The sequence below is a fragment of the Neobacillus pocheonensis genome (genome assembly GCF_050477905.1).
Taxonomy (GTDB): Bacteria; Bacillota; Bacilli; order Bacillales; family Cytobacillaceae; genus Neobacillus; species Neobacillus pocheonensis_A.
Window position 1 is genome coordinate 16,941 of record NZ_JBCNAD010000046.1, and the last position, 25,244, is coordinate 42,184.

Annotated in this window: 22 protein-coding genes and 2 pseudogenes; 15 read left to right on the top strand and 9 right to left on the bottom strand. The window is 37.9% G+C overall.

Annotated features, from left to right (window positions below; translation table 11 throughout):
• Positions 1-23 precede the first annotated feature (23 nt).
• Positions 24-1,199, top strand: a complete 1,176-nt coding sequence (locus tag ABES02_RS23705) for an ATP-grasp domain-containing protein (protein WP_430140186.1) — start codon at positions 24-26, stop codon at positions 1,197-1,199.
• An 11-nt stretch (positions 1,200-1,210) separates the two neighbouring features.
• A complete protein-coding gene (locus tag ABES02_RS23710) occupies positions 1,211-1,948 on the top strand; it encodes an esterase family protein (protein ID WP_430140187.1) in 738 nt (245 codons plus the stop codon).
• 238 nt (positions 1,949-2,186) lie between these two features.
• Here the strand turns inward: ABES02_RS23710 and ABES02_RS23715 are convergent.
• Positions 2,187-2,621, bottom strand: a pseudogene (locus tag ABES02_RS23715) (helix-turn-helix domain-containing protein); the annotation flags it as partial.
• 120 nt (positions 2,622-2,741) lie between these two features.
• Here ABES02_RS23715 and ABES02_RS23720 point away from each other — a divergent pair.
• On the top strand, positions 2,742-3,746 hold the full coding sequence (locus tag ABES02_RS23720) for an aldo/keto reductase (protein WP_430140188.1): 1,005 nt from the start codon (positions 2,742-2,744) through the stop codon (positions 3,744-3,746).
• Positions 3,747-3,915: 169 nt separating this feature from the next.
• On the opposite strand, the gene ABES02_RS23725 is transcribed toward ABES02_RS23720, so the two are convergent.
• On the bottom strand, positions 3,916-4,287 hold the full coding sequence (locus ABES02_RS23725; protein ID WP_430140189.1) for a c-type cytochrome: 372 nt from the start codon (positions 4,285-4,287) through the stop codon (positions 3,916-3,918).
• A gap of 563 nt (positions 4,288-4,850) precedes the next feature.
• Between ABES02_RS23725 and ABES02_RS23730 the strand changes: the two genes are divergently transcribed.
• The 12 genes and pseudogenes from ABES02_RS23730 (at position 4,851) to xerS (ending at position 14,480) form a co-directional block, all read left to right on the top strand.
• A complete protein-coding gene (locus ABES02_RS23730; RefSeq protein ID WP_430140190.1) occupies positions 4,851-5,819 on the top strand; it encodes a ring-cleaving dioxygenase in 969 nt (322 codons plus the stop codon).
• An 18-nt stretch (positions 5,820-5,837) separates the two neighbouring features.
• A complete protein-coding gene (locus ABES02_RS23735) occupies positions 5,838-6,815 on the top strand; it encodes a ring-cleaving dioxygenase (protein ID WP_430140191.1) in 978 nt (325 codons plus the stop codon).
• Positions 6,816-7,034: 219 nt separating this feature from the next.
• Positions 7,035-8,759: a CoA-disulfide reductase gene (locus tag ABES02_RS23740; RefSeq protein ID WP_430140192.1), complete on the top strand. Its 1,725-nt coding sequence runs from the start codon at positions 7,035-7,037 to the stop codon at positions 8,757-8,759.
• A gap of 124 nt (positions 8,760-8,883) precedes the next feature.
• Positions 8,884-9,147, top strand: a complete 264-nt coding sequence (locus ABES02_RS23745; RefSeq protein WP_430140193.1) for a metal-sensitive transcriptional regulator — start codon at positions 8,884-8,886, stop codon at positions 9,145-9,147.
• Positions 9,148-9,231: 84 nt separating this feature from the next.
• Positions 9,232-9,459: a sulfurtransferase TusA family protein gene (locus ABES02_RS23750; RefSeq protein WP_430140194.1), complete on the top strand. Its 228-nt coding sequence runs from the start codon at positions 9,232-9,234 to the stop codon at positions 9,457-9,459.
• 65 nt (positions 9,460-9,524) lie between these two features.
• Entirely contained in the window at positions 9,525-10,004 is a 480-nt protein-coding gene (locus tag ABES02_RS23755; RefSeq protein WP_430140195.1) for a DsrE/DsrF/DrsH-like family protein, read from the top strand.
• A gap of 8 nt (positions 10,005-10,012) precedes the next feature.
• Positions 10,013-10,111: pseudogene (locus ABES02_RS23760) on the top strand (rhodanese-like domain-containing protein); the annotation flags it as partial.
• A gap of 23 nt (positions 10,112-10,134) precedes the next feature.
• Entirely contained in the window at positions 10,135-10,431 is a 297-nt protein-coding gene (locus ABES02_RS23765; RefSeq protein WP_430140196.1) for a rhodanese-like domain-containing protein, read from the top strand.
• A gap of 51 nt (positions 10,432-10,482) precedes the next feature.
• Complete coding sequence (locus ABES02_RS23770; RefSeq protein ID WP_430140197.1) at positions 10,483-11,058, top strand: sulfurtransferase TusA family protein; 576 nt, start codon at positions 10,483-10,485, stop codon at positions 11,056-11,058.
• Between the two features lie 76 nt (positions 11,059-11,134).
• Positions 11,135-12,262, top strand: coding sequence for an MBL fold metallo-hydrolase (locus ABES02_RS23775; RefSeq protein ID WP_430140198.1), 1,128 nt, complete (start codon positions 11,135-11,137; stop codon positions 12,260-12,262).
• A 29-nt stretch (positions 12,263-12,291) separates the two neighbouring features.
• Positions 12,292-13,068: a sulfite exporter TauE/SafE family protein gene (locus ABES02_RS23780; protein ID WP_430140199.1), complete on the top strand. Its 777-nt coding sequence runs from the start codon at positions 12,292-12,294 to the stop codon at positions 13,066-13,068.
• 323 nt (positions 13,069-13,391) lie between these two features.
• Positions 13,392-14,480 (top strand): tyrosine recombinase XerS, encoded by a 1,089-nt coding sequence (xerS, locus tag ABES02_RS23785; RefSeq protein ID WP_430140200.1) that lies wholly within the window; start codon positions 13,392-13,394, stop codon positions 14,478-14,480.
• Positions 14,481-14,837: 357 nt separating this feature from the next.
• Here the strand turns inward: xerS and ABES02_RS23790 are convergent, their stop codons facing one another.
• From ABES02_RS23790 to ABES02_RS23820, 7 genes are all read right to left on the bottom strand, one after another.
• Positions 14,838-16,724, bottom strand: coding sequence for an ABC transporter ATP-binding protein (locus ABES02_RS23790; RefSeq protein WP_430140201.1), 1,887 nt, complete (start codon positions 16,722-16,724; stop codon positions 14,838-14,840).
• A complete protein-coding gene (locus ABES02_RS23795; protein WP_430140203.1) occupies positions 16,721-18,448 on the bottom strand; it encodes an ABC transporter ATP-binding protein in 1,728 nt (575 codons plus the stop codon). The genes ABES02_RS23790 and ABES02_RS23795 overlap by 4 nt, the downstream gene beginning before the upstream one ends.
• Before the next feature lie 20 nt (positions 18,449-18,468).
• Positions 18,469-18,918, bottom strand: a complete 450-nt coding sequence (locus ABES02_RS23800; RefSeq protein ID WP_430140205.1) for a MarR family winged helix-turn-helix transcriptional regulator — start codon at positions 18,916-18,918, stop codon at positions 18,469-18,471.
• 168 nt (positions 18,919-19,086) lie between these two features.
• The gene (parC, locus tag ABES02_RS23805) at positions 19,087-21,525 is read right to left on the bottom strand and encodes a DNA topoisomerase IV subunit A (protein WP_430140206.1); all 2,439 of its coding nucleotides are present in this window, start codon (positions 21,523-21,525) and stop codon (positions 19,087-19,089) included.
• A complete protein-coding gene (gene parE / locus ABES02_RS23810) occupies positions 21,522-23,501 on the bottom strand; it encodes a DNA topoisomerase IV subunit B (protein WP_430140207.1) in 1,980 nt (659 codons plus the stop codon). Before parE ends, parC begins: the two co-directional genes overlap by 4 nt.
• A gap of 278 nt (positions 23,502-23,779) precedes the next feature.
• Positions 23,780-24,190, bottom strand: coding sequence for a CoA-binding protein (locus ABES02_RS23815; protein ID WP_430140248.1), 411 nt, complete (start codon positions 24,188-24,190; stop codon positions 23,780-23,782).
• Positions 24,191-24,270: 80 nt separating this feature from the next.
• Positions 24,271-25,125, bottom strand: a complete 855-nt coding sequence (locus tag ABES02_RS23820; protein ID WP_430140209.1) for a sensor histidine kinase — start codon at positions 25,123-25,125, stop codon at positions 24,271-24,273.
• Positions 25,126-25,244: the final 119 nt, after the last annotated feature.

The window sequence follows — 25,244 nt, forward strand, 5'->3', positions numbered from 1 at the left end:
ATTCTGAGGGAGGAGCATTTTTTATGAATTATATTTTGATATCACCATATTATCCAGGTAATTTTCAACCATTTGCTTTTCGTTTAAAAGAAGCAGGTGTTAATGTTTTTGGAATTGGCGAAGAGCCATATGACCAATTAGGTTCCGAATTACAAAACGCTTTAACAGAATATTATCGTGTAAATGATTTAGAAGATGTAGATGAAGTGAAACGTGCTGTTGCCTTTTTATTTTATAAACATGGTCCAATTGACCGCATTGAATCCAATAACGAATACTGGTTAGAACTTGATGCGCAGCTGCGTGAGCAATTTAACGTGTATGGCAATAGACCGGATGACTTGAAAAAAGTTAAGTATAAATCTGAAATGAAGAAGCTATTTAAAAAAGCAGGTGTGCCTGTTGTAGAAGGAAGAATCGTTAAAACTAATAAAGATTTATCTAAAGCCATTGATGAATTAGGACTGCCAGTTATCGCTAAACCGGATAATGGAGTTGGAACTGCTGCAACCTTTAAATTAAGTTCAGAAAAAGATGTACGTCATTTTGAGAAAGAATGGGGAGAAGAACAAGTGTACTTCTTAGAACCCTATGTCGAAGGAGGCGTGCTTTGTACATTTGATGGTTTAGTGGATCAGCAAGGGAACATTGTTTTCCAAACAAGCTTTACCTATAATGTGCCAACTCTAGAACTCTTTAAGGGTCAGTTGGATTTAGCTTATGTGATTCAAAAAGAAATTGATCCAAAGCTCGAAGCCTATGGAAAGGCGATTGTGAAAGCTTTTGGCATGAAAGAACGCTTTTTCCATATTGAGTTTTTTAAATTGGAAAATGGGGATTATGTTGCACTTGAATATAATAACCGCTTGGCTGGCGGCTATACGGTTGATATGTACAATTTCGCGTATTCCATTGATTTATTTGCTCAGTATGCTTCTCTTGTGACAGGAGGAGAATTTAAGGAATCCGATTCCGAAAACCAGTTCTGTGTCGGTGTAACACAGCGTGATGCGTATAAGTATAAACATGATACGAATGCTATTTTTGAACAATTTGGCGACCGTGTGAAGTTTGAACAGCGCATTCCAAATGCGTTTGCGGAACTCCAAGGAAATCAATTTTATGCGATTAATGCAGATTCGCAGGAAGAAGTCGATGACATTATCCGTTTTGTACATGAACGAAAAAATGAGGAATAGGAGATTTTTCAATGCATATAGAACATTTACATCATTGGAGTGGCGAATTAGGACGTGAAATGCCATTAAACAGATATGGACACAGTGGGATGCCAATTTTAGTTTTTCCTTCATCTGGAGGGACGCATACTGAATACTATGATTTTGGTATGATTGATGTCTGTCATGACTTTATTGAATCCGGAAAAGTTCAGTTTTTTACATTGGCCAGTATCGATAGTGAAAGTTGGCTGCACGACTCAAAACCGGCGCATGACCGTGCATTAGCTCATGAGGCATATGACCGTTACGTAATTTCAGAAGCTATTCCATTTATTAAACATAAAACAGGTTGGTTTGATCCAATGATGACAACGGGTTGTAGTATGGGGGCCTATCATGCGTTGAACTTTTTCTTGAGACATCCGGATGTCTTCCAAACAACCGTTGCACTTAGCGGTATTTACGATGCGCGTTACTTTTTTGGTGATTACGGAAATGATCCGCTTGTATACGAAAATTCACCGAGTGATTACATATGGAATCAAAATGACGGCTGGTTTATTGAGCGATATCGTTCAGCAGATATCATTATTTGTACCGGGCGGGGTGATTGGGAACAGGATGGGCTGCCATCATACTTTACTTTAAAAGAAGCCTTTGAAGAAAAACAAATTCCAGCAAGATTTGATGAGTGGGGCGAAGATGTTTCGCATGATTGGATTTGGTGGCGACGCCAAATGCCGTATTATTTAGGAAAATTATTTTAATAAAATGTCAAAAAACATCAGTACGGTTGAGTCGCTGGTGTTTTTTGATTTTTAGGTAATAAATAATTATGTCGTATTAAAAGTTGCAATTTAGGCTTATTTCTGTCGACCGACAACTATTTTATCTCCTGGTTTAGCAGCTTCGATAAACTGAATAAAATTAGTGTTCCTATCGATAGGATACTGCATCCATTGTTGCAATTACACAAAAAAGATCCCCAACCATCAGGAAGGGGATTCACGCGTTTATCGTTTCGTCATAATTCTCCCTTAGGCGCTTTAAATCTTCTTTTGGTGGTAAACCAAACATGCGCGAATACTCGCGGCTGAATTGTGATGGACTTTCATTTCCTACCCTGAATGCAACATCTGCTGCATCCGCGGATTCTGATAATAACAGGCTCCGGGCTTCTTGAAGTCTCATTTGTTTTTGGAATTGGATTGGGCTCATTGCGGTCACCTCTTTAAAGTGCCGATGAAGTGACGAAACACTCATATTTGCTATTTCCGCAAGTTCCTCAATCTTAAAAGACTTTTCATAGTTATTCATGATCTGTTCAATCACGTCACTAATTTGATTGGTCGAACTTCCTTCTATGGCTATTTGTTTGAGCAACCCTCCATGTTCTCCTTGTAGCACCCTATAGATGATTTCTTTCCTAATTAGAGGAGCATCTTTGATGGTTTTTTTCATTAATAAACAAATTCTACTTAACTAACAATTGTAAGAATCACGTATATTTTTATATTAATGAAGAAAGCTTAAAAACATTTGGAAAGTGAGGAATTGCAAATGGAATATACCAAACTAGGTAACACGGGATTAGATGTATCTAGACTTTGCCTTGGTTGTATGGGTTTTGGAGTAAAGGAACGTTGGATGCATCCTTGGGTAATTGATGAAGAGAGCAGTCGTACCGTTATTAAAAAAGCTCTTGAGTTAGGTATCAATTTTTTTGATACTGCGAACGTATACTCAGATGGAACGAGTGAAGAATTTCTCGGACGTGCTCTTAAAGAATGTTCAAATCGAGATGAAATTGTTATTGCAACAAAGGTTTATTTCCCATTGGGAACAGATTTAAACAGCAAAGGTCCAAACAGCAAAGGATTATCCCGAAAACATATAATGAGCGAAGTTGATAAGAGTCTTAAACGACTTGGAACGGATTATGTGGATCTATACCAAATTCATCGCTGGGATTACAACACACCAATTGAAGAGACTATGGAAGCACTCCATGATCTAGTGAAGGCTGGTAAGGTAAGATACATAGGTGCATCAGCGATGTATGCATGGCAGTTTTTGAAGGCGAACCATGTGGCTGAGAAAAATGGATGGACCCGATTTGTATCGATGCAGAATCATCTCAACCTCATATACCGTGAGGAGGAACGGGAGATGCTGCCTTTATGTAAGAAAGAAAAAATTGGTGTAATTCCGTACAGCCCTCTAGCATCAGGCAGATTAACTCGTGATTGGTCGGAAGACACTCTTCGTTCTGAAACGGATGAAACTCAAAAATCTAAGTACGGTTCAACGGAACATAATGACCGTTTTGTTGTGGAACGAGTGGCGGAATTGGCAGAAAAATATGGTGTGCCAAGATCCCAAATAGCACTTGCATGGCTACTTCAGAAAGAACCAGTCACAGCTCCTATTATTGGTGCTACGAAAATTTCTCATCTTGAAGATTCAGTCGGTGCATTATCGGTTAGGTTAACCAATGAAGAAGTTGCGTATTTAGAAGAGCCTTATGTTCCACATCCTCTTGTCGGCGCCTTAGGTTCTAGGTAATCGTAACACATCAATAGCGTATTAAAAGCAAGACCCAGATTTCCTAAAAAAGGAGGAAAACATGGTTTTTTATGTTATTGGATTTTTTTAACTATCAAATTTTATCTTAACAGGCGAAAGGGAACTTAATTTCATTCAAGTTCCCATTTTTATATTATTTAGCGGAGAATTATTTAAGTGTTTTCAGCCATGCCGCCATGCCTGGGGCATCCTCTTTGGTGACCAAACCAGCTGGCATATTGCCTCTGCCGTGTTGGACGATGTTCTCGATTTCCTTTTCCGATAAACGGGAGCCAACTCCTTTTAAAGATGGTCCAACTCCGCCTTGGTATTGATCACCGTGACAGCCTGCACACGTGTTCTTATAGATGGATTCTCCGTCCACTTTTGATACCGCTCCTCCTCCTCCTGCTTCTTCTTGGCCTTCATGCTGAGTAGGTGTTTCTTTTGCAGTTTCTTTTTCGGATTGCACGTTACTGAGTACAAAAAATCCGCCAATCCCTATTACAAGGATGGCCAGGGCAATCAAAATAGTTTTCATAAAATCGCCTCCTAATCCTCTTTTTTCAGGAACAAGAAATGAAAATGATGTGTAAACTCAGTCTAACTTTTCAAACGAAAACATATCTGCTCCGTATGTAAAGAGAGATGTTGTTTGTGTGACCACTCATCCTAGCGAACAAGTAAGCCGAAATACCCTTTAATATAAGTATGGGCAGTTAAATGGAAACTACGCACGAAAGAGGAAAACAGAAATGAATGAGTTATGAAAGAGAAAAGATTTTCTCTAAATACGATTGGAAAGGGTCAGTTTAGATCATTAATATAAATAGTTATTGACAAAAAAATTTATAAGTATTATTATTATCTCAGATTCAAGATATTTTAATTCAAGATTTTAAAAGAGGGTGTACTAAATGGAGAGGAAATGTTTGACCGAAATGCCTGTCCAGATGACCGTCGGGTGATAAATGTGACATTAACTGATGATAGATAATAAGTTTGTTTACCATATCGGTCTTGAATTAGACCTTTACCAATTACAGGGGAACTTTAATTTCGAACAAGAGAATTAAATTAATATTGTGACAGGAGTGAAGTGAGATGGAACTCTTAGGACTACATCATGTATCAATATTAACAGGAAAAGCAGAAAAAAATTTTGAATTTTATACAAAAATTTTAGGAATGAGATTGGTAAAGAAAACTGTAAACCAAGATAATACGGAATCCTATCATCTTTTCTATGCTGACGCGGAAGGAACCCCAGGAACTGAAGTGACGTTCTTTGACATTCCTCATCTTGGGCAAACTTATAGGGGAGCTTCAGATATTTCTACTGTATCACTAAGAGTTACAAATTCGGAATCATTGTTATTTTGGAAAGAACGTTTTAACCAATTTGGTGTTGAATATGATGATATTCAAAAAAGAGCAAATCGTGATACATTGGCATTCAGAGATTTTGAGGGGACTCGCTTAATACTGGTAGCCGATAACGGCGAAAAAGGTGTGAGAGCAGGGATACCTTGGAAAAGGGATGATATTCCACTTGAACATGCCATTATTGGTTTAGGACCTGTTACACTCACAGTCGCAATTGCTGAACCAACTATCGGTGTTTTAACAGAAGTTTTAGGTTTTCGATTTGCTGGTTCTTATCCTTCCCTTGAAGGAGATTATCCAGATTTATTAATTTATGTAACTGGAGAAGGCGGCAGCGGTGCGGAAGTTCATATTGAAACAAGACCTGATTTACCAAGAGTGCGCTTAGGTCGTGGAGGTGTTCACCATGTTGCTTTCCGTGTTCCGAATGAGGAAGAATATAATCTATGGGCAGAGCGTTTGAAAGAATACAGATTACCGAATTCAGGGAAAGTGGAACGCTATTACTTCAAGGCATTATATTTCAGGGAACCCAATGGTATCTTATTTGAATTATCAACGGATACACCAGGATTTGCGACAGATGAACCAATGGAAACAATGGGTGAAAAACTATCACTTCCACCATTTTTGGAACCAAATCGAAAAGAGATCGAAGAAAAATTACGACCATTAATCTTAAATTAAATCTTGGAGGAATCTATAATGAACCATCTTAAAGGAATACACCATGTAACAGCTATTACAAGCAGTGCAGAAAAGAATTATGAATTTTTCACCTATGTTTTAGGGATGCGTTTAGTTAAAAAAACAGTCAATCAAGATGATATTCAAACGTATCATTTATTCTTTGCAGATGATAAAGGCAGCGCAGGCACAGACATGACATTCTTTGATTTTCCGGGCATTTCTAAAGGTGTACATGGTACAAACGAGATTTCAAAGACATCTTTCCGTGTACCGAGTGATGAAGCCTTAAACTATTGGGTAAAACGATTTGATCGTTTAGAAGTCAAACATACTGGTATCAAAGAGCAATTTGGCAAGAAAGCCCTCTCTTTTGTTGATTTTGATGATCAGCAATATCAATTGATTTCAGATGAATTCAATAAAGGGGTGGAATCTGGCACACCATGGCAAAAAGGCCCTATTCCATTGGAATATGCGATTACGGGTTTAGGACCTGTTTTTATCCGTATTGCGAACTTTAACTACTTTAAAGAAATGATGGAAAAAGTCCTGTTATTTAAAGAGACTGATCAGGAAGGTTCATTCCATTTATTTGAAGTGGGGGAAGGCGGGAATGGTGCCTCGGTCATTGTAGAATATAATGCCATTCTTCCTGAAGTCCGACAAGGTTTTGGCACCGTTCACCATGCGGCATTCCGTGTAGAGGATCGCACTGTTTTAGAAGAATGGATTGAACGGATGAGTAGTTTTGGATTCCATACATCGGGTTATGTAAATCGTCACTTCTTTGAGTCCTTATACGCAAGAGTGGCACCACAAATTTTATTTGAATTCGCTACTGATGGTCCTGGTTTTATGGGAGACGAACCTTATGAAACGCTCGGGGAAAAATTATCTTTACCCCCATTCTTAGAGCCTAAACGTGAGGAAATAGAAAAATTAGTTCGCCCAATTGATACAATGAGAAGTACAAAGGAATTTATCAAAGAATAAAGGGAAATCTAGCACGACGACCTGCAGATGCGGATGAGATTTCGAATTAATTTAAACAAAGTTTTTTTACGAAAATGTGAAGTTCTCACCAAAGGACTTTACATTTTTTTTTAAGACTATATAATACCCCTATAGGTATTAAACCCTTAGGGGTATATCTAAAATGAAATAAAATTATAAAGAAAAGTAATTAACATTTGTAATTTTGGAGGGAATAACATGACACAAAAAGTCATCATAGTAGGTGGAGTAGCTGGTGGAGCAACAACAGCAGCAAGATTAAGAAGAATCAGTGAAGAGGTGGAAATCGTTCTTGTCGAACGTGGAGAACATATTTCTTTTGCCAATTGTGGATTACCATATTACATTGGTGAAACGATCAAGGACAGAAGCAAATTATTAGTACAAACTGTAAAAGGAATGTCGGAACGATTTAACCTTGATATCCGCAATTTAAGCGAGGTAGTAAACATTAATCCTGAAGCCAAAAATGTAACGATAAAGAATTTACAAACTGGTGAAGTGTACGAGGAATTCTATGACAAGTTATTATTATCACCAGGAGCAAGACCAATTGTACCCCCTATTCCAGGATCAACTGAAAATCAGACATTATTTACGTTAAGAAATATTCCTGATACAGATAAAATTAAAAACTATGTTGATTCTTATAATCCTAAAAAAGCAATTGTAATCGGTGGAGGATTTATTGGGATTGAAATGGCTGAAAACTTGGCAGATAGAGGAATAGAAGTCACGATCATCGAAAAAGGTAATCAAATCATGACCCCAATTGATATAGAAATGGCTAGTATATTACACACTCATTTAAAAGAAAAATACGTAAAGTTACACTTAGAAAATGGTGTTGAGTCATTTGCCGATCAAGGTAAGAAGGTTATTCTTTCTGATGGAACAGAAATCAAGACAGATATGACAATTCTTTCTATCGGTGTCAGACCGGAAAATGAATTGGCAAAGGCTGCTGGGTTGGAGCTAGGAGAGCGTGGAGGAATCGTTGTAAATGAATTTCTTCAAACTTCTAATCCTGATATTTATGCTGTTGGGGATGCGGTAGAGGTTATCGATTATATAAGCGGTACAAAAGCAATGATACCACTTGCAGGACCAGCCAACCGTCAAGGGCGAATTGCAGCTAACAATATAATGGGCAAAAAGGAAAAGTATCAAGGAACATTAGGTACTTCCATTGCGAAGGTGTTTGATTTAACGGTAGCAGCAACCGGTAACAATGAGAAAACATTGAAACGTTTAGGCATTTCCTATGAAGTCGTTCATATTCATCCAAGCTCTCATGCAGGGTACTATCCTGGAGCAGCACCGATTGCTTTAAAATTAATTTTTGATAAAGAAACAGGAAAAATCTTTGGTGCACAAGCGGTTGGAGCTGATGGGGTTGATAAACGCATTGATGTTTTCGCCACTGCTATTAAAGGTGGACTAACGGTTGAAGATTTGACAAATCTGGAATTGTCTTATGCACCACCCTATTCTTCAGCGAAAGATCCCGTAAATATGGCTGGTTACGTGGCTTCCAATATCATGGATGGCGAATTGGAATTGATTCAGTGGCATGAAATTGGTAAGATTATTGCAAATGGGGGACTACTAATCGATGTTCGTGAGCCAATGGAACGTGAATTTGGATTTATTGAGGGTTCAATCAATATTCCTCTAAATGATTTAAGATGTAAAATGATTCAATTGCCTAAGGATAAACCAATTTATGTATCATGTCAGGTTGGCTTAAGAGGATATCTGGCAACACGTATCTTGAATAATAGCGGGTTTAAGGCTATTAATTTAGATGGTGGTTGGAAAACATATTCCTCTGTATACGGAAGCAATATAAACAAAAAAGTTGAAGCCACAACAAACGACCGAGGGGAAACAGTTGTAGAAAATAATAATGTGATAAACTAATCTATTGACATTATACCTATAGGGGTATAATATAGAGCTTGTCAATTACATGGTTTCATCAAAAGTTATTATTAAAGGAAAATTCCTTGAAAATAGAAACTAATTGTTAAAGGAGGCATAATCAATGGATTACAATGATCAAATGAAAAACAGAGTAAAACGGATAGAAGGACAGTTACGAGGAATTTTAAAAATGATGGAAGAAAACAAAGACTGTAAAGAAGTTATCACCCAGTTATCTGCAACAAGAAGTGCCATTGACCGTACGATTGGGGTAATTGTTAGTTCCAATTTAGTGGAATGTGTTCAAAAAGCGGAAATTCAAGGTGAAAAGAGTATGGAAGAATTAGTAAAAGAAGCTGTTAATTTGCTTGTAAAAAGCCGATAAAAAAGGGTTGACACCCTCTTTTATTTTTACTAATATAAATACCCATAGGGGTAATGGTAATTTACTGTTAGGAGGAATAAAACAATGAATATTACAAAAGTAGTTGATGCAAAAGGTTTAGCTTGTCCAATGCCAATTATTAAGACAAAGAAAGCGATGAATGAACTGGAATCCGGTCAAGTGTTAGAAATTCATACAACGGATAAAGGTGCTAAAAATGACCTTACAGCCTGGGCTAAATCAGGTGGTCATGAACTGTTGAAACATGAAGAAGAAAAAGATGTCTTAAAATTTTGGATTAAAAAAGGATAAATTTTTTAATTATATAAATACCTATACGGGTATATGTAAAAGAATTTCATTCAGGAGGTTACAACATGACAAAAAAGAAAAAGACAACAATTGTTCTATTTAGTGGAGATTACGATAAGGCAATGGCAGCCTATATCATTGCAAATGGTGCAGCTGCTTATGATCATGAGGTAACAATTTTCCATACTTTTTGGGGATTAAATGCCTTACGTAAAGAGGAAAACATTCCGGTGAAAAAAGGATTCATGGAAAAAATGTTTGGCAAAATGATGCCAAGAGGCGCGGATAAAATGGGACTTTCAAAAATGAACTTTGCCGGATTCGGTCCCAAAATGATCAAAGATATTATGAAAAAGCATAACGCGATGCCTTTACCTCAATTAATTGAAATGGCTCAAGAACAAGAGGTAAAGCTTGTAGCATGCACTATGACAATGGATTTGTTAGGCCTTAAAGAGGAAGAACTGTTAGATAACATTGAATATGCAGGAGTTGCTGCTTATTTAGCTGATGCAGAGGAAGGTAATGTAAATCTGTTCATATAATAAGGGGGATTTGTCAAAGTGGTATGAGGAGCCAGCAAGCTAGTAGGATTCTAAAAGGATTTTCAAAAGTAACAAATGTTAAAGGCGGAATGAGTGCTTGGTCTTAAAGAAATTATAGGAGGAATTTAAAATGAAACAAATGACAGCAAAAGATGTTGAAACATTATTAAACGAAGGAAAGAAATTAAATATCATTGATGTACGTGAAGTGGATGAGGTTGCTACTGGCAAAATTCCAGGTGCAGTAAACATTTCATTAGGTTTAGTTGAATTTCGCATGCATGAATTGGATAAATCAAAGGAGTATATCATGGTATGCCGTTCTGGCGGTAGAAGCGGTCGTGCCACGAAATTCCTTGAAAGTTATGGATTTAAGGTGATTAACATGGCTGGTGGAATGCTTGCTTGGGAAGGTAAAGTTGAATAAATTTTTTAATAAAAATAATACCCTTATAGGTATATAAACAGGAGGACTATCATGAAAAACATAACAGCAAATAACATTTTAGATGCAAAAGGATTAGCATGTCCGATGCCAATTGTAAAAACAAAAAAGGCAATGAATAACCTAGAGGCAGGTCAAGTATTAGAAATTCAAGCGACAGATAAAGGATCTAAAGCTGACATGAAAGCATGGGCTGAGAGTTCAGGACATCAATATTTGGGAACAATCGAAGAAGGCGAAGTGCTGAAGCATTATCTTCGCAAATCTTCTAATGATGAATCCAATGAAAAAATGCACCTAAATGTTATTAATAATGAAGGTTTGGAGAAAAAGCTTGAAGCAAATGAAAGAATCTTAGTTATAGATGTAAGAGAAGTTGCAGAATTTGCTTTTAACCATATTCCAAACGCGATTTCAATTCCATTAGGTGAATTGGAAGACAGATTAAATGAATTAAACAAACAAGATGAAATTTACGTAGTTTGCCGCACAGGCAACCGCAGCGATCTTGCAGCACAAAAATTAACGGAAAATGGATTTACGAATGTTTTCAATGTTGTTCCTGGTATGAGTCAATGGACTGGGAGAACATCAGGTATCAAAAAATAACAGAAAAACTAGTTCGAAGACTTTTAAATCAGCATATTTTTTAAAATCTGATAATACCGTAGGGGGTAATTCGTAGATGGCTATAAATGTAATGACTTCAAAAGAGGTAACGGAAAAAGTATTTAACAAGGAAGAGTTATTTATTCTTGATGTACGGAATGAAAGTGATTTTAAAGATTGGAAAATCGAAGGTGAAAACTTTGAGTATTTAAATATTCCTTATTTCGAACTACTTGATGGTGTAGAAGAAATCATGGATAAAATTCCTACTAATAAAGAGGTTTTAGTGGTTTGTGCAAAGGAAGGATCATCGGTAATGGTAGCAGAAATGCTTTCTGATGCAGGGTTAACCGTGTCATACCTTAAGGGTGGAATGAAAGCATGGAGTGAACATTTAGAACCTGTTAAAGTGGGAGATTTAAATGATGGTGGCGAAATTTATCAGATTGTACGAATCGGTAAAGGGTGTTTATCTTACATGGTGGTTTCAAACGGTGAAGCAGCAGTGATTGATGCAACACGTATGACGGCTATCTATCTTGATTTTGCCGAAGGCATCGGTGCAAAACTTACTCATGTATTTGATACACACCTACATGCTGACCATATTTCTGGCGGGCGTGAAATTGCTGAGAAAACTGGAGCAACATACTGGCTTCCACCAAAAGATGCAACAGAGGTAACTTTTGATTATCAACCATTAGAAGACGGTAATGACGTAACCATCGGCAAAACTATTATAAATATTCATGCTTTATATTCTCCTGGTCACACGATCGGATCCACATCGTTTATAGTGGATGAAAAGTTCCTGCTTTCAGGTGATATTTTATTCATTGATTCAATCGGAAGACCGGACCTAGCAGGAAAGGCGGAAGACTGGGTAGGAGATTTGAGGGAAACTCTTTATAAACGTTATAGAGAATTATCAGAAGAGCTTATCGTTCTACCAGCTCACTTTATGATTGTTGATGAGTTAAATGAGGATGGTAGTGTATCAGAAAAATTGGGGACACTTTTTGCTAAAAATCACGGGCTCAATATTGAAGATGAAAATGAATTTAGAAAATTGGTGACTGAAAACTTACCACCACAGCCAAATGCGTATCAAGAAATTCGTGAAACAAATATGGGGAAAACAAACCCTGACTTAGATAAACAACGCGAGATGGAGATCGGACCAAACCGTTGTGCGGTTCGTTAAGCCGACAAATGGGAGGAGTTGAGGACATCATGGATATTAGCTTAATGATTACGATCTTCCTAATGGGGTTTGTAGGCTCATTTATTTCTGGATTGCTAGGGATAGGTGGAGCTATCATCAACTATCCGATGTTGTTATATATCCCAGTCATGCTTGGTGTGGGTCATTTTACAGCACATGAAGTTTCAGGTATTACAGCCATCCAAGTGTTTTTTGCAACAATTGGTGGTGTTTTGGCATACCGAAAAGGTGGATATTTAAATAAATCACTTATTGCATACATGGGCATAAGTATTTTAATTGGAAGTTTTATTGGGGGATTTGGATCCACTCACATGCCGGAAAGTGGAATCAACATTGTATATGGTATCTTAGCGTTGATAGCTGTTATCATGATGTTTGTACGAAAAAGAGGAATTGATAATATTCCGTTGGAACAAGTCAAGTTTAACAAATGGCTTGCAGCGCTAATATCTTTTATCGTGGGGATTGGAGCTGGTATTGTAGGAGCCGGAGGAGCATTCTTGTTAGTGCCAATCATGCTTGTTGTGTTAAAGATTCCAACAAGGATGACTATTGCCTCATCTTTAGCTATTACACTTATTTCATCGATTGGGGCTGTTACTGGAAAAATCGCAACAGAACAAGTGCCAATTTTACCGTCACTTATTATGGTTGTTGCTAGTTTAATTGCTTCACCAATAGGAGCAAACGCTGGGAAAAGAGTTAATACCAAAGTGTTGCAAATAATTATGGGGATATTAATTTTGAGTACTGCAGTGAAGACATGGATAACCATTTTATAAACTTGAGGAATTATTTATAGATTTGTTATGAATTACATTTAAATTATAGGAATCATTTTTAATTATTTAATCTTTAAAGCACTTTCTAAGAAGAATTTTGTTACTTAGGAAGTGCTTTTTTTATTTTAATTATTAATCATATAGTGAAGAAAAGTACGCTTGAAGACTAGGGAGGTCTTGTCGTAACGGTGGGGGATTCTTGTCGCTGGAAAAGTATAAATTTTACCATATATTTACTTGTAATTCTTAATTTTAGATTATTACGTAAAATATAAATTTGACGTAATAAATGGTATCAGATAAAATGGAAGAGAGGTGTTTTTATGGTAAATCAGGATAAACAAACCAATTTTAAAAAATTACAAACGTTGCTGAACGAACTCCCTTGGTATGTTGAGGAATATATTAATCACAAGCTGCGTAAACTTTCGACTGCATCTTTATTTAATTATTGTCACGACTACAAAATCTTTTTTAATTGGATAATTTCTGAACAGTTATATCCAGGGTCTGTTAAGGATATCCCGTTAGAACGTCTGGAGCAAATGACAGTTTTAGAGGTTGAAAGTTTTTTAAACTATCTTCATTATCAATTAAGTAACAAGGAATTAACGGTGAATCGTAAATTATCGGCCTTGAAATCACTGTTTAATTACCTGCAAAATATCGCTGAAACACCAGATTTAAAGCCTTATATTAATCGAAATGTAATGGCGAAAATTGAATTTAATGAAGTGAAAGACAGCATGGAAACCAAAGCGACGAAAATGGAAGGCAAAATCTTACTTGGCGATGAATATGAAAAGTTTCGAATATTTGTTGCCAATGATTATGGCGAATTGAACAAAGAAAACAAAAAAATCTCTAACTTTTACCAATTGAATAAAGAACGTGATACGGCGATCGTCTCGTTAATTTTAGGTTCTGGACTTCGTCTCTCAGAGCTAGTCGGTATTGAATTAGATGATATTGATTTTAGCAAGTATTGTGTCAGAGTGATTCGTAAAGGAAATAAAGAGCAATTTGTTTATTTTAGCCAGGTTGCGATGGCGGATCTCCAGGAATACCTCTCCGTTAGAGCGGCTAAATATAAAGTAGATAAAACCAATAAAGCATTGTTCATTTCTGCGCAGATGGGTCCTAAAGGTAAATCAAGACGTCTAACAGCAAGATCAGTTGAAAAACTTATTGAAAAATATGCAACGGCATTTGGTAAACCATCCTTATCGGTACATAAGTTGCGGCATTCATTTGCAACCAGATACCATGCCGAAATTAACGATGTGCCAAAATTAAGACGGCAATTAGGCCATTCGTCGATACAAACGACGATGATCTATACACATATTAAGAATGATGACTTAAAGATTGCTGTTGACAAGATGGATATGCCGAAGGAAGAAATAGAATAAAGCTCTGTCACTAAATGGTGGCAGTTTTTTGAGTTTTATCAGTTTACATAATATATTTATAGTTAACTTATTTGGGTTTATCTCATTTCCTAAGTATACTTAAGAAATTGAGACAAAGAAATTTTATTAAGGAATTCCAATCCGATTGTTTCTACAAAAATTAAGGTTGATTCTACGAAATTAAATAATAATTCTACAAAAATCATTGGGTATCCTACAAAAAACATGAGCGATTCTACATAAATCCATTCTAATACCATAATTATTAGATAATACTGAATCCCCCCCCCCCAAATTTACATATCTTAACCAAAAAAAGCGATTAGAAAGTCTCCAGACTTTCTAATCGCCTCCTTCCTACCCAACATTTTTCTTAAGATTTCCACCCGAGAACTGACTATTATACAAATCTGCATAGAAACCGTCTTTTTCTAACAATTCAACATGGCTCCCCTTCTCAATCACACTGCCATTATTCATAACAAGGATTAAATCAGCGTCTCGTATTGTTGACAGTCTGTGAGCAATGATAAAGCTTGTGCGCCCTTGCATTAAGCGGTTCATGGCGCGCTGAATTTGTACTTCCGTCCTAGTATCGACGCTGCTAGTAGCCTCATCAAGGATTAAAATGGCTGGATCAGCGAGAATCGCCCTAGCTATTGTTAATAATTGCTTTTGGCCTTGTGAAATATTGGAGGCCTCTTCATTCAAAATGGTATCATAGCCATCTGGAAGCGTACGGATAAAATGATCAGCATTGGCTGCCTTCGCCGCTGCCACAATCTCTTCCTCAGTTGCTCCTTCCCTTCCATAAGCTATATTGTCGCGAATGGTGCTATTAAATAGCCATGTGTCCTGAAGAACCATCCCGAATATTCCTCTAAGCTGTTCTCGTTTTAAATCCCGGGTATCGATTCCATCAACTAAAATCTTACCAGAATTAATTTCATAGAATCGCATTAATAAATTTATTAACGTCGTTTTACCAGCACCTGTTGGGCCAACAATAGCAACCCTCTGACCTGGCTTCACATCAATATTCATATCAGCGATTAACGTCTCATTCTCCTTATAACCGAATGAAACATGTTCGAATTTCACGTCTCCTTTTGGTTCCTCAATCTTTAACGTATTATTCGCTTCAGGCACCTCTTCTGTTTCATCCAAGATTTCAAACACACGCTCTGCACTTGCAATTGTGGACTGAATGACGTTTGCAATCATGGCAGTTTGTGTAATCGGCTGGGAAAATTGGCGGGCATATTGGATAAAGGCTTGAATATCACCAATTTCAATTGCTTTTTTCGTAACCAAAATACCGCCTGCCACTGAAACGAAGACATACCCAATATTATTAATAAACGACATCAACGGCATGATCATTCCGGAAACGAATTGTGCTTTCCATCCAGATTGATATAATTGATCATTGATTTCTTCAAATTTTTCAAGCGACTTCTTCTCGTGGCCAAAAACCTTGACTACCTTGTGCCCTGTATACATTTCTTCTACATGACCGTTAAGCTGGCCGAGTGATTTTTGCTGTCCCTTAAAATAGGTTTGTGATTTTTTAGCAATACTAGCTGTCGCCACAAAGCTCAAAGGGAGTGTCACAACCACAATCAATGTCATTAAGGGACTGATGGTAAGCATCATCACAATTACACCGACTAGGGTAACAATTGACGTAATAAGCTGCGTTAAACTTTGCTGCAAGGTCGTGCTGATATTGTCAATGTCGTTGACAGCCCGGCTTAGAATTTCACCATGTGTCCGCGCATCGAAGTATTTTAACGGCAATCGGTTAAGCTTATCAACCACTTCATTCCGAAGATTATATACGGTCTTTTGTGCGACCCCTGCCATGATAAATTGTTGAATGTAAGAAAAAATCGCACTTAAAATATATAATCCTATTAATAGCAAAATGATTTGGCCAATATAATCAAAATCTATTTTTGCTCCCGGAACTCTAAGCTTCATCATTAAGCCTTCAAAAAGCTTGGTTGTGGCCTTCCCCATAATTTTCGGACTGACAATCGCAAATACAGTGCTGATAATCGCTGTGACCAACACAGCCAAAAGCTGTAAAGAATGCGGTTTCAAATAACCGATTAATCTTTTAAGTGTCCCTTTAAAATCCTTTGCTTTTTCGACTGGCATGCCCATGCCGCCAGGTCCAAATCCACGGCCGCCAGGTCCAAACCCTGGTCCTGGTCTTTGTTTATTGGATTCTTTACTCATGCGATTTCTTCCTCCGAAAGCTGTGACATCACAATCTCACGATAAACGGAACTAGTTTCTAATAGCTCTTTATGTTTCCCGATTCCAGCAATTTCGCCATTCTCGAGGACAATAATTTGATCTGCATCCATAATCGTACTCACCCGCTGCGCCACGATTAATACAGTTGAATCGACCGTTTCTTCTTTCAAGGCTGCACGAAGCTTAGCATCTGTTTTGAAATCCAATGCGGAGAAGCTATCATCAAATATATAAATTTCCGGTTTACGAACAAGGGCTCTTGCTATAGATAAGCGCTGCTTTTGTCCGCCGGAAACATTTGTTCCCCCTTGAGCAATTACCGATTGAAAACCTTCTGGCATAGTGCTAATAAACTCTGTAGCTTGAGCAATTTCGGCTGCATGCTGGACTTCTTCTTCGGAAGCATGATCCTTTCCATAACGAATGTTCTCGGCAATCGTGCCGGTAAAAAGAACTGCTTGCTGCGGAACAAAACCAATCTTCTTCCTTAGGCTTTCCTGAGTCATTTCCTGGACATCCACACCGTCAACCACGATTTTACCGCTATCAATATCATAAAATCTAGGGATTAAATTAATTAAGGTCGATTTACCAGATCCGGTTCCACCAATAATCGCAGTCACTTCACCTGGTTTCATTGTAAAAGAAATATTTGAAATGGCTGGCATTTCAGCCCCTGGATAGCTAAACGTAACATCATGAAATTCTACATGCCCTTTTTTGTCTTCTCCTGTTAAAGGTACAGCTGGGTCCGTAATATCCGCGGTTGTCTGGAGTACTTCATTAATGCGGACAGCCGATACGGATGCTCTTGGTATCATGACAAACATCATCGATAACATGATGAATGAAAACATGATTTGCATCGCATATTGGATAAATGCCATCATATCGCCAACCTGCATGTGCCCATTGCTGATTCTAATGCCGCCAAACCAGATGATCGCAACAGTTGTTAGGTTTAGGACAACCATCATTATAGGCATCATGGAAGCCATAATTTTATTAACCTTTATCGCTGTTTGTGTTAAATCCCAGTTCGCATCGTTGAACCGTTTTTTCTCATGCCCAATCCGGTTGAACGAACGAATGACTCGAATCCCTGAAAGATTTTCTCTTAACACCCGATTCAAATTATCCAGCTTTACCTGCATTGCTTTAAATAGTGGAATACCTGTCTTTGCAATTATAACGATGGCAATAACTAACACCGGTATAGCCACTGCTAGTACCAAAGTTAATTTTGCGTCTTTTGAATAGGCCATAATAATGCCGCCGATACACATCATCGGAGCCATGGCCATCATCCTGAGCATCATTACCAATACCTGCTGAACTTGAGTAATATCGTTCGTTGTTCTTGTGATCAATGAGGCCGTTCCAAGTTTATCAAATTCATGTAAGGAAAAATCTCCAACATGAGAAAATATTTTTGTTCGCAATAATTTACCAAATCCCGATGCTGCTTTGGCGGAAAAAAAGCTTGCCGTAACGGAACAAATCATACCGCCTGCTGCCACCAAAAGCATGAATCCACCAATTTTCCAAATGTATTTGGTATCTCCAGTTACGACTCCTTTATCAACAATATCGGACATTAAGGTTGGTAAATAGAGTTCAGAAATGGACTGCAGAAGGACAAGACTTAAAACAAAAATAATGGGCAATCGAAATGGCTTTAGGAATTTTCTTAATTTCAACATGGTTCTTCCACTCCCTCCATTTAACGTTTTAGTTCATAAAAATATTTATGGACTTTGTTTAATAAATCAGCCAACTTCTCACTGTCCTCTTCGCCCAGGTAATCAACTAATCCCAGATATTTTTCCATAAATGCTTTTCTTGCGTTCTCGGTTAGTTCTATTCCTTTTGGGGTAAGTTTAATTCTGACAGCACGCCGATCTTCAGGATCGATAGTTCTTTCAACTAGACCGCCTTTATCAAGGTTATTGATAATTTGGGTTACGGTCGGAGGCGTGACCTCTAATTTTTGGCTAATTTCAGAAACCTTCATTTCTGTTTTTTTCTTATTCGCCCCCTCATAAATGACTGCAAGTACCTTGTACTCGCTTGGATTATATCCGTTTATTTTTTTATCATGCCATCCTGTTTTTCTGAATTGAATAAATGATTTAAGTAGTTTTTGTGCAGTGGGGCTTTCACGGTCTGCCATCATCACACCTCCATTTTTATTTACCTTCCTAATAATTAGGTAGCCTAATTATATTCCTCAACAAAATCATCGTCAATTTTAACTAAATGATTTTTGGATTAAAGTTTGATGAGAAATTCTATAGAAAAAAAATAGACTCCCTTTAATAAGAGAGTCTATTCAATAACATTATTCACTTGGAGATTCCTGTTTTTCCTCTTTCCAGACGGTCGTCACTTTTCCGTTATCTCCTTCATCAAGGATAAACGAACCATTTGAATAGCGGTCACTAAATCGAATATCTGCCGTTTTCAATGTCTCAATAAATCCTTTTTCTGTTTGGATAAAAATATCATCTTGATCATTTGCCATTTCAAAGCCCATGATACGGTGCGGATTCGCTTTAAGCTCTCTTAGGATGACTACACCACGTTTGGCACGAGTTGCCTTTTCGAATTCTTTCAATTTCATTCGTTTCACAGACCCGCGCTGAGTAGCAATAACAACAGATTCACTGCTTTCAGGAGAAATGATTTTTCCGCCTACAACATAGTCGCCATCCTTTAAGTTAATTCCTTTCACACCTGCAGCCCTTTGACCGACTACACTGATTTCTTCCTCATCAAACCATAGGGCATAGCCATAATGGGAAATTAAGAAGACTTCCTTCGTTCCATCCGTAAGATGGGCATCCACGAGTTGGTCATCATCTTTCAGATTTACCCCGACAAGTGGTTTGGAGTAACGCTGTGCCTTATAGGCTTTTAGCTCGGTTTTCTTTACCATTCCGTTTTTTGTCACAAACACTAAGAAGGCATCCGAGTCGAAATCCTTCACCGGAATCGCCTGAATAATTTCTTCATCACGATCAATCGGTATGATATTAGCAACATGCTGTCCAAGATCCTTCCAACGGATATCCGGAAGCTCATGAACAGGGCAGAATAAATAATTTCCTTTGTTTGTGAAGAGGAGCAGGACATCCTTCGTATTCATATCAAGCTGTGCCAGCAATCGGTCTGTTTCCTTCATCGCAAAGTCCTGACCGCCTGAAGCTGCATAGGAGCGCTGGCTTGTCCGTTTTACATAACCATCTTTCGTAACGGTTACGATCACATCTTCACTAGCCACCGTAACTTCAAGATTAATTTTAATTTCGGCAATTTCTGCTTCAATTTTTGAACGACGTTCATCAGCAAAGCGCTTTTTAACGTCTTTCAATTCTTTTTTAATAACAGAGAAAAGCTTCTTTTCACTTGCTAAGATACTTGTAAGCTCTTCAATTTTTTTCGCTAATTCTTCAGCTTCATTTCTTAGTGCCGTGATATCAGTGTTGGTTAAGCGATAAAGCTGTAAAGAAACAATCGCTTCCGCCTGCAGTTCTGTAAAGCTATATTTGGCAATTAAATTGTCTTTCGCATCGCGCTTATCCTTTGACGCTCGGATAGTAGCGATGACTTCATCCAGGATGGATAAAGCCTTCATTAAGCCTTCAACAATATGCTGTCGTTCCTTAGCCTTAGTAAGATCAAATTCAGTCCTTCTTGTAACAACTTCCTTTTGGTGTTCAATATAGGCATCAAGTAAATCGCGTAACCCCATAAGTTTCGGGCGCTTCCGGTGAATCGCAACCATATTAAAATTGTATGGAACTTGAAGGTCACTATTTTTATATAAGTAGTTTAAAACACCCTCAGCATCGGCGTCTTTTTTTAGTTCGATGACGATGCGTAGACCCGTGCGGTCCGTTTCATCACGAACCTCTGAAATACCTTCTACTTTACGGTCGAGACGAAACTCATCCATCTTTTTAACAAGATTCGCTTTATTGACCTCGTAAGGAATTTCTGTGACGACGATTTGCTGCTTGCCGCCGCGAACATCTTCAATCTCCGCTTTTCCACGAATAATGATTTTTCCTTTACCAGTTTCATAGGCTTTTTTAATACCATCGATACCTTGAATGATCCCGCCAGTCGGAAAATCAGGAGCTTTGATAACAGTCATTAATTCATCCACGGAAATATCCGGCTGATCCATTTTCATAATGACGCCATCGATGACTTCACCAAGATGATGGGGAGGAATTTCCGTTGCATAACCAGCTGAAATTCCAGTAGATCCATTGACAAGTAAGTTCGGGAACATCGCCGGTAATACAGTCGGTTCATTTGCTGTGTCGTCAAAGTTTGGGATAAAATCAACTGTTCGTTTGTCAATATCGCGCAATAATTCAGCAGAAATGGCGGAAAGCCTTGCTTCTGTATAACGCATAGCCGCAGGTGGGTCTCCATCCATACTTCCGTTGTTTCCATGCATTTGGACGAGAACATTTCTGACTTTCCAGTCCTGACTCATCCGCACCATTGCGTCATAAACAGAGGAATCACCGTGCGGGTGGTAGTTACCGATTACGTTACCAACCGTTTTTGCGGATTTACGGAAACCCTTATCATTGGTATTTCCTTCAACATGCATCGCGAATAAAATTCTTCGCTGCACAGGCTTTAAACCGTCTCTGGCATCTGGGAGGGCACGTTCTTGAATGATGTATTTACTATAGCGACCAAAACGATCACCCAGAACATCTTCTAGAGGTAAGTCACGAAATTTTTCGCTTGCACTCATCCTTCAGTCCCCTCCTCAACGACAGTAATATTTTCATTTTCTAAAATGGAATCATCTTCTTCTAATCCAAATGCCACATTACTTTCAATCCATTTTCGTCGTGGTTCTACTTTATCACCCATTAGGGTTGTAACTCGACGCTCCGCTCTTGCAGCATCATCGATTTTTACACGAATCAACGTCCGTGTTTCCGGATTCATTGTCGTATCCCAAAGTTGATCGGCATTCATTTCACCAAGACCCTTATAACGTTGAATGATGTAACCTCTGCCAACCTTTTTTAATGCATCCTGAAGTTCTTCTTCATTCCAGGCATATTCAATGATTTCTTTTTTGCCTGTTCCTTTACTCACTTTATAAAGTGGTGGAAGGGCGATAAACACTTTTCCTGCTTCAACGAGCGGTTTCATATAACGATAAAAGAATGTAAGCAATAATACTTGAATATGTGCACCATCCGTATCGGCATCGGTCATAATAACGATTTTATCGTAGTTAATATCTTCAACATTGAAATCAGTACCTACTCCACCGCCAATAGCATAAATAATGGTATTGATTTCTTCATTTTTAAAAATGTCAGAGAGCTTCGCTTTTTCAGTATTAATAACTTTACCTCTTAAAGGAAGTATTGCTTGAAACCGACGATCACGTCCTTGTTTTGCAGAACCACCAGCGGAATCACCCTCTACAAGATAAAGCTCATTTTTTTGAGGATTTCTTGATTGGGCAGGTGTCAGTTTGCCAGATAAAACGGTTTCGGAACGCTTTCGTTTTTTGCCGCTTCTAGCATCCTCACGAGCTTTTCTTGCTGCTTCACGCGCTTGATAAGCTTTAATTGCCTTTTTCACTAGGAGGGAGCTTATATCTGGGTTTTCCTCTAACAGATAAGAAAGTTGTTCGGAGACAACAGCATCTACAGCAGATCTTGCTTCGCTTGTACCTAATTTCCCTTTTGTTTGCCCTTCGAATTGAAGCAGCTCCTCGGGAATTCTCACGGAAATAATAGCAGATAATCCTTCGCGAATATCAGAACCATCTAAGTTTTTATCCTTATCTTTCAACAATCCAACCTTACGGGCATAATCGTTGAACACTCTCGTCATAGCTGTTTTGGCGCCCGCTTCATGTGTACCGCCATCTTTCGTGCGGACATTATTGACAAAGGATAAAACATTTTCGGAATAACCATCGTTAAATTGAAAAGCAAATTCAACCTCAATGCCATTTTGTGTACCTTCAAAGCTATCTACAGGATGAAGGACATCCTTTTCTTCGTTTAAGTATTCAACAAAGGCTTCAATTCCATTTACATAATGAAAAACTTCATGAAGGTTATTACGGTCATCGATAATTTCGATTTTTAATCCTTTCAATAAAAAGGCAGACTCTCTTAACCTCTCACATAAGGTTTCAAAGTTATAAGTTGTGGTCGAAAAAATGGTTTCATCTGGTTTAAAATGAATCGTAGTTCCCGTTTGATTGGTTTTACCAATTTTTTCGAGTGTCGTAACCGGCTTCCCGCCATTTTCAAACCGTTGTTCATAGATAAAACCGTCTCTTTTTATCGTTACAGTTAACCATTCGGATAAAGCGTTGACGACAGAAGCACCTACACCATGCAAACCACCGCTTGTCTTATAACCGCCTTGGCCGAATTTTCCGCCTGCATGAAGAATGGTAAGAATAACTTCAGGTGTTGGTTTCCCCATTTTGTGCATTCCAGTAGGCATTCCGCGCCCTTTATCGATAACGCTGATTGAATTGTCTTTGTGTATTTTTACAATGATGTGATCACCAAATCCGCCGAGAGCTTCATCGACTGAATTGTCTACAATCTCATAAACGAGATGATGTAGACCTCGTGAATCGGTGCTGCCAATGTACATACCTGGACGCTTCCTTACGGCTTCTAGACCTTCCAGTACCTGTATGGCGTCATCATTATAATCAAAAGCTTGCTGATTCCTTGCCACTAAAATACCCCTTTCATTCCCTACAAAAAGAAAACAACTTCTCTATTTGCTAAAAATAAATCTTTTATAAAAATAATAATCCAATAAATTAGAACGAGTGTTTGCTACATAATTTTACCACAAGTTCCTGTGGCGTCTATGCTTTATTTTAGCGATTTATTTCGATTTGGCAAATAAGTATTTTAAAACAACATATTTTTGTAATAAGATTTTGGAACCTTTTTAGGAGGAAAAATGTAAAAAGCCGCTCATTTTGTCAGCAGCTTTTTGGTAAAAATTTAGTATTTTGTTAGAGCATGTTCAACCTTAATACAACGGTCCATAATGACGGTGTAGCCTTTAGCCTTTAAGAATTCATAGGCTTCTTCATTGACAAGTCCTTGCTGAGCCCAAAAGACTGGCGCTCCGATCCCATCAAATTCTTTTGCCACATCAAATAACTGTTCAGAACGGCGGAAAACATTAACAATATCAATTGGACCTTCAACATCCTTCAATGATGCCACCGCTTTAACGCCAAGTGCCTGATCAATCGTCGGATTCACCGGAATAATTTCGTATCCAGCATCTTGCATAGCTGCAGAAACTTGATAAGAAGTTTTATCTGGATTATTGCTTAACCCAACTACAGCAATCCTTTTAGCTTTTTTTAATATATCCTTAATTTCTTCGCGGCTTGGATTTTCAATCGCCATCATTTCCACTCCTGTATTTTCTTTATTTTACCTTTTTCAAACGGAAAAACATAATCATACAGTTCTAGAAGAATTTATTTAACAGAAACTGGTTCTATTATTTTAGAGGCTGGCACCTTTGGAACTAACAAGCTGAATCGAGCACCATTGCTGGTATTTTCAACCGTTACAGAGCCGTTCATGTTCTCGATAATCATTTTTGTCATATACAGGCCCAGACCCGTACCTTGCTGCCTTGTAGTAAAATATGGGTCAAACACTTTAACAATATCAGATGAGTCGATTCCACCAGCATTATCAGTGAATTCTGCTTTAATAATTTTGTCTGTTTCTGTTAATTTTATGGTTACTTTTCGATTTGAAATGTTTTTATAGATGAAGGCATCCCGAGCATTGGTTAAAATATTAAGCACTACCTGGACAAATTCATTTGGCAGCCCATAAGCCATCTGTTGGCCTCTGTATTCAAATTGGACCTCAATCCCATGATTTTGCAGGCTTAATGAAAAAATAGATAGAGCATCTTCGATGGAATCACCAATAGAAAATAGGACCTTTTCTTTATCAGATTTGTAAAATTTTCGAAAATCAGTTATCGTCTCTGACATTTGTGTAATAAGATTCATGCTTTCTCTTGAGAAACGATCAAGATATTTGTCGTTAATTTCACCAAATTCCAAGGCATCCTTTAGGTCATGGATCATTAAGGTTAAACTATTTAAAGGAAGGCGCCACTGGTGACCTATACTGGCTAACATCTCCCCCATTGCTGCCAATCGGGATTGGTGAATTAACATTTGCTCCTTTTGTTTAATTTCTATGGACTGTTCCTGATTGCGTTTCTCTAAATATCTATTCAGTTTAATGTTTTCCTTGTATTGTTCTAGTAATTCTTGATAGCTCCATTCGTTTTCCATTTGCTTGTTCATACCCCTCACTCCCTAAATGATAGACTTACTCCACTATATAAAGATAAACCGACCATTGATTATGTCGACCTTGCCGGTTTCACTTCTAATATTTACAGTTGATTTTACCTAAATTATAT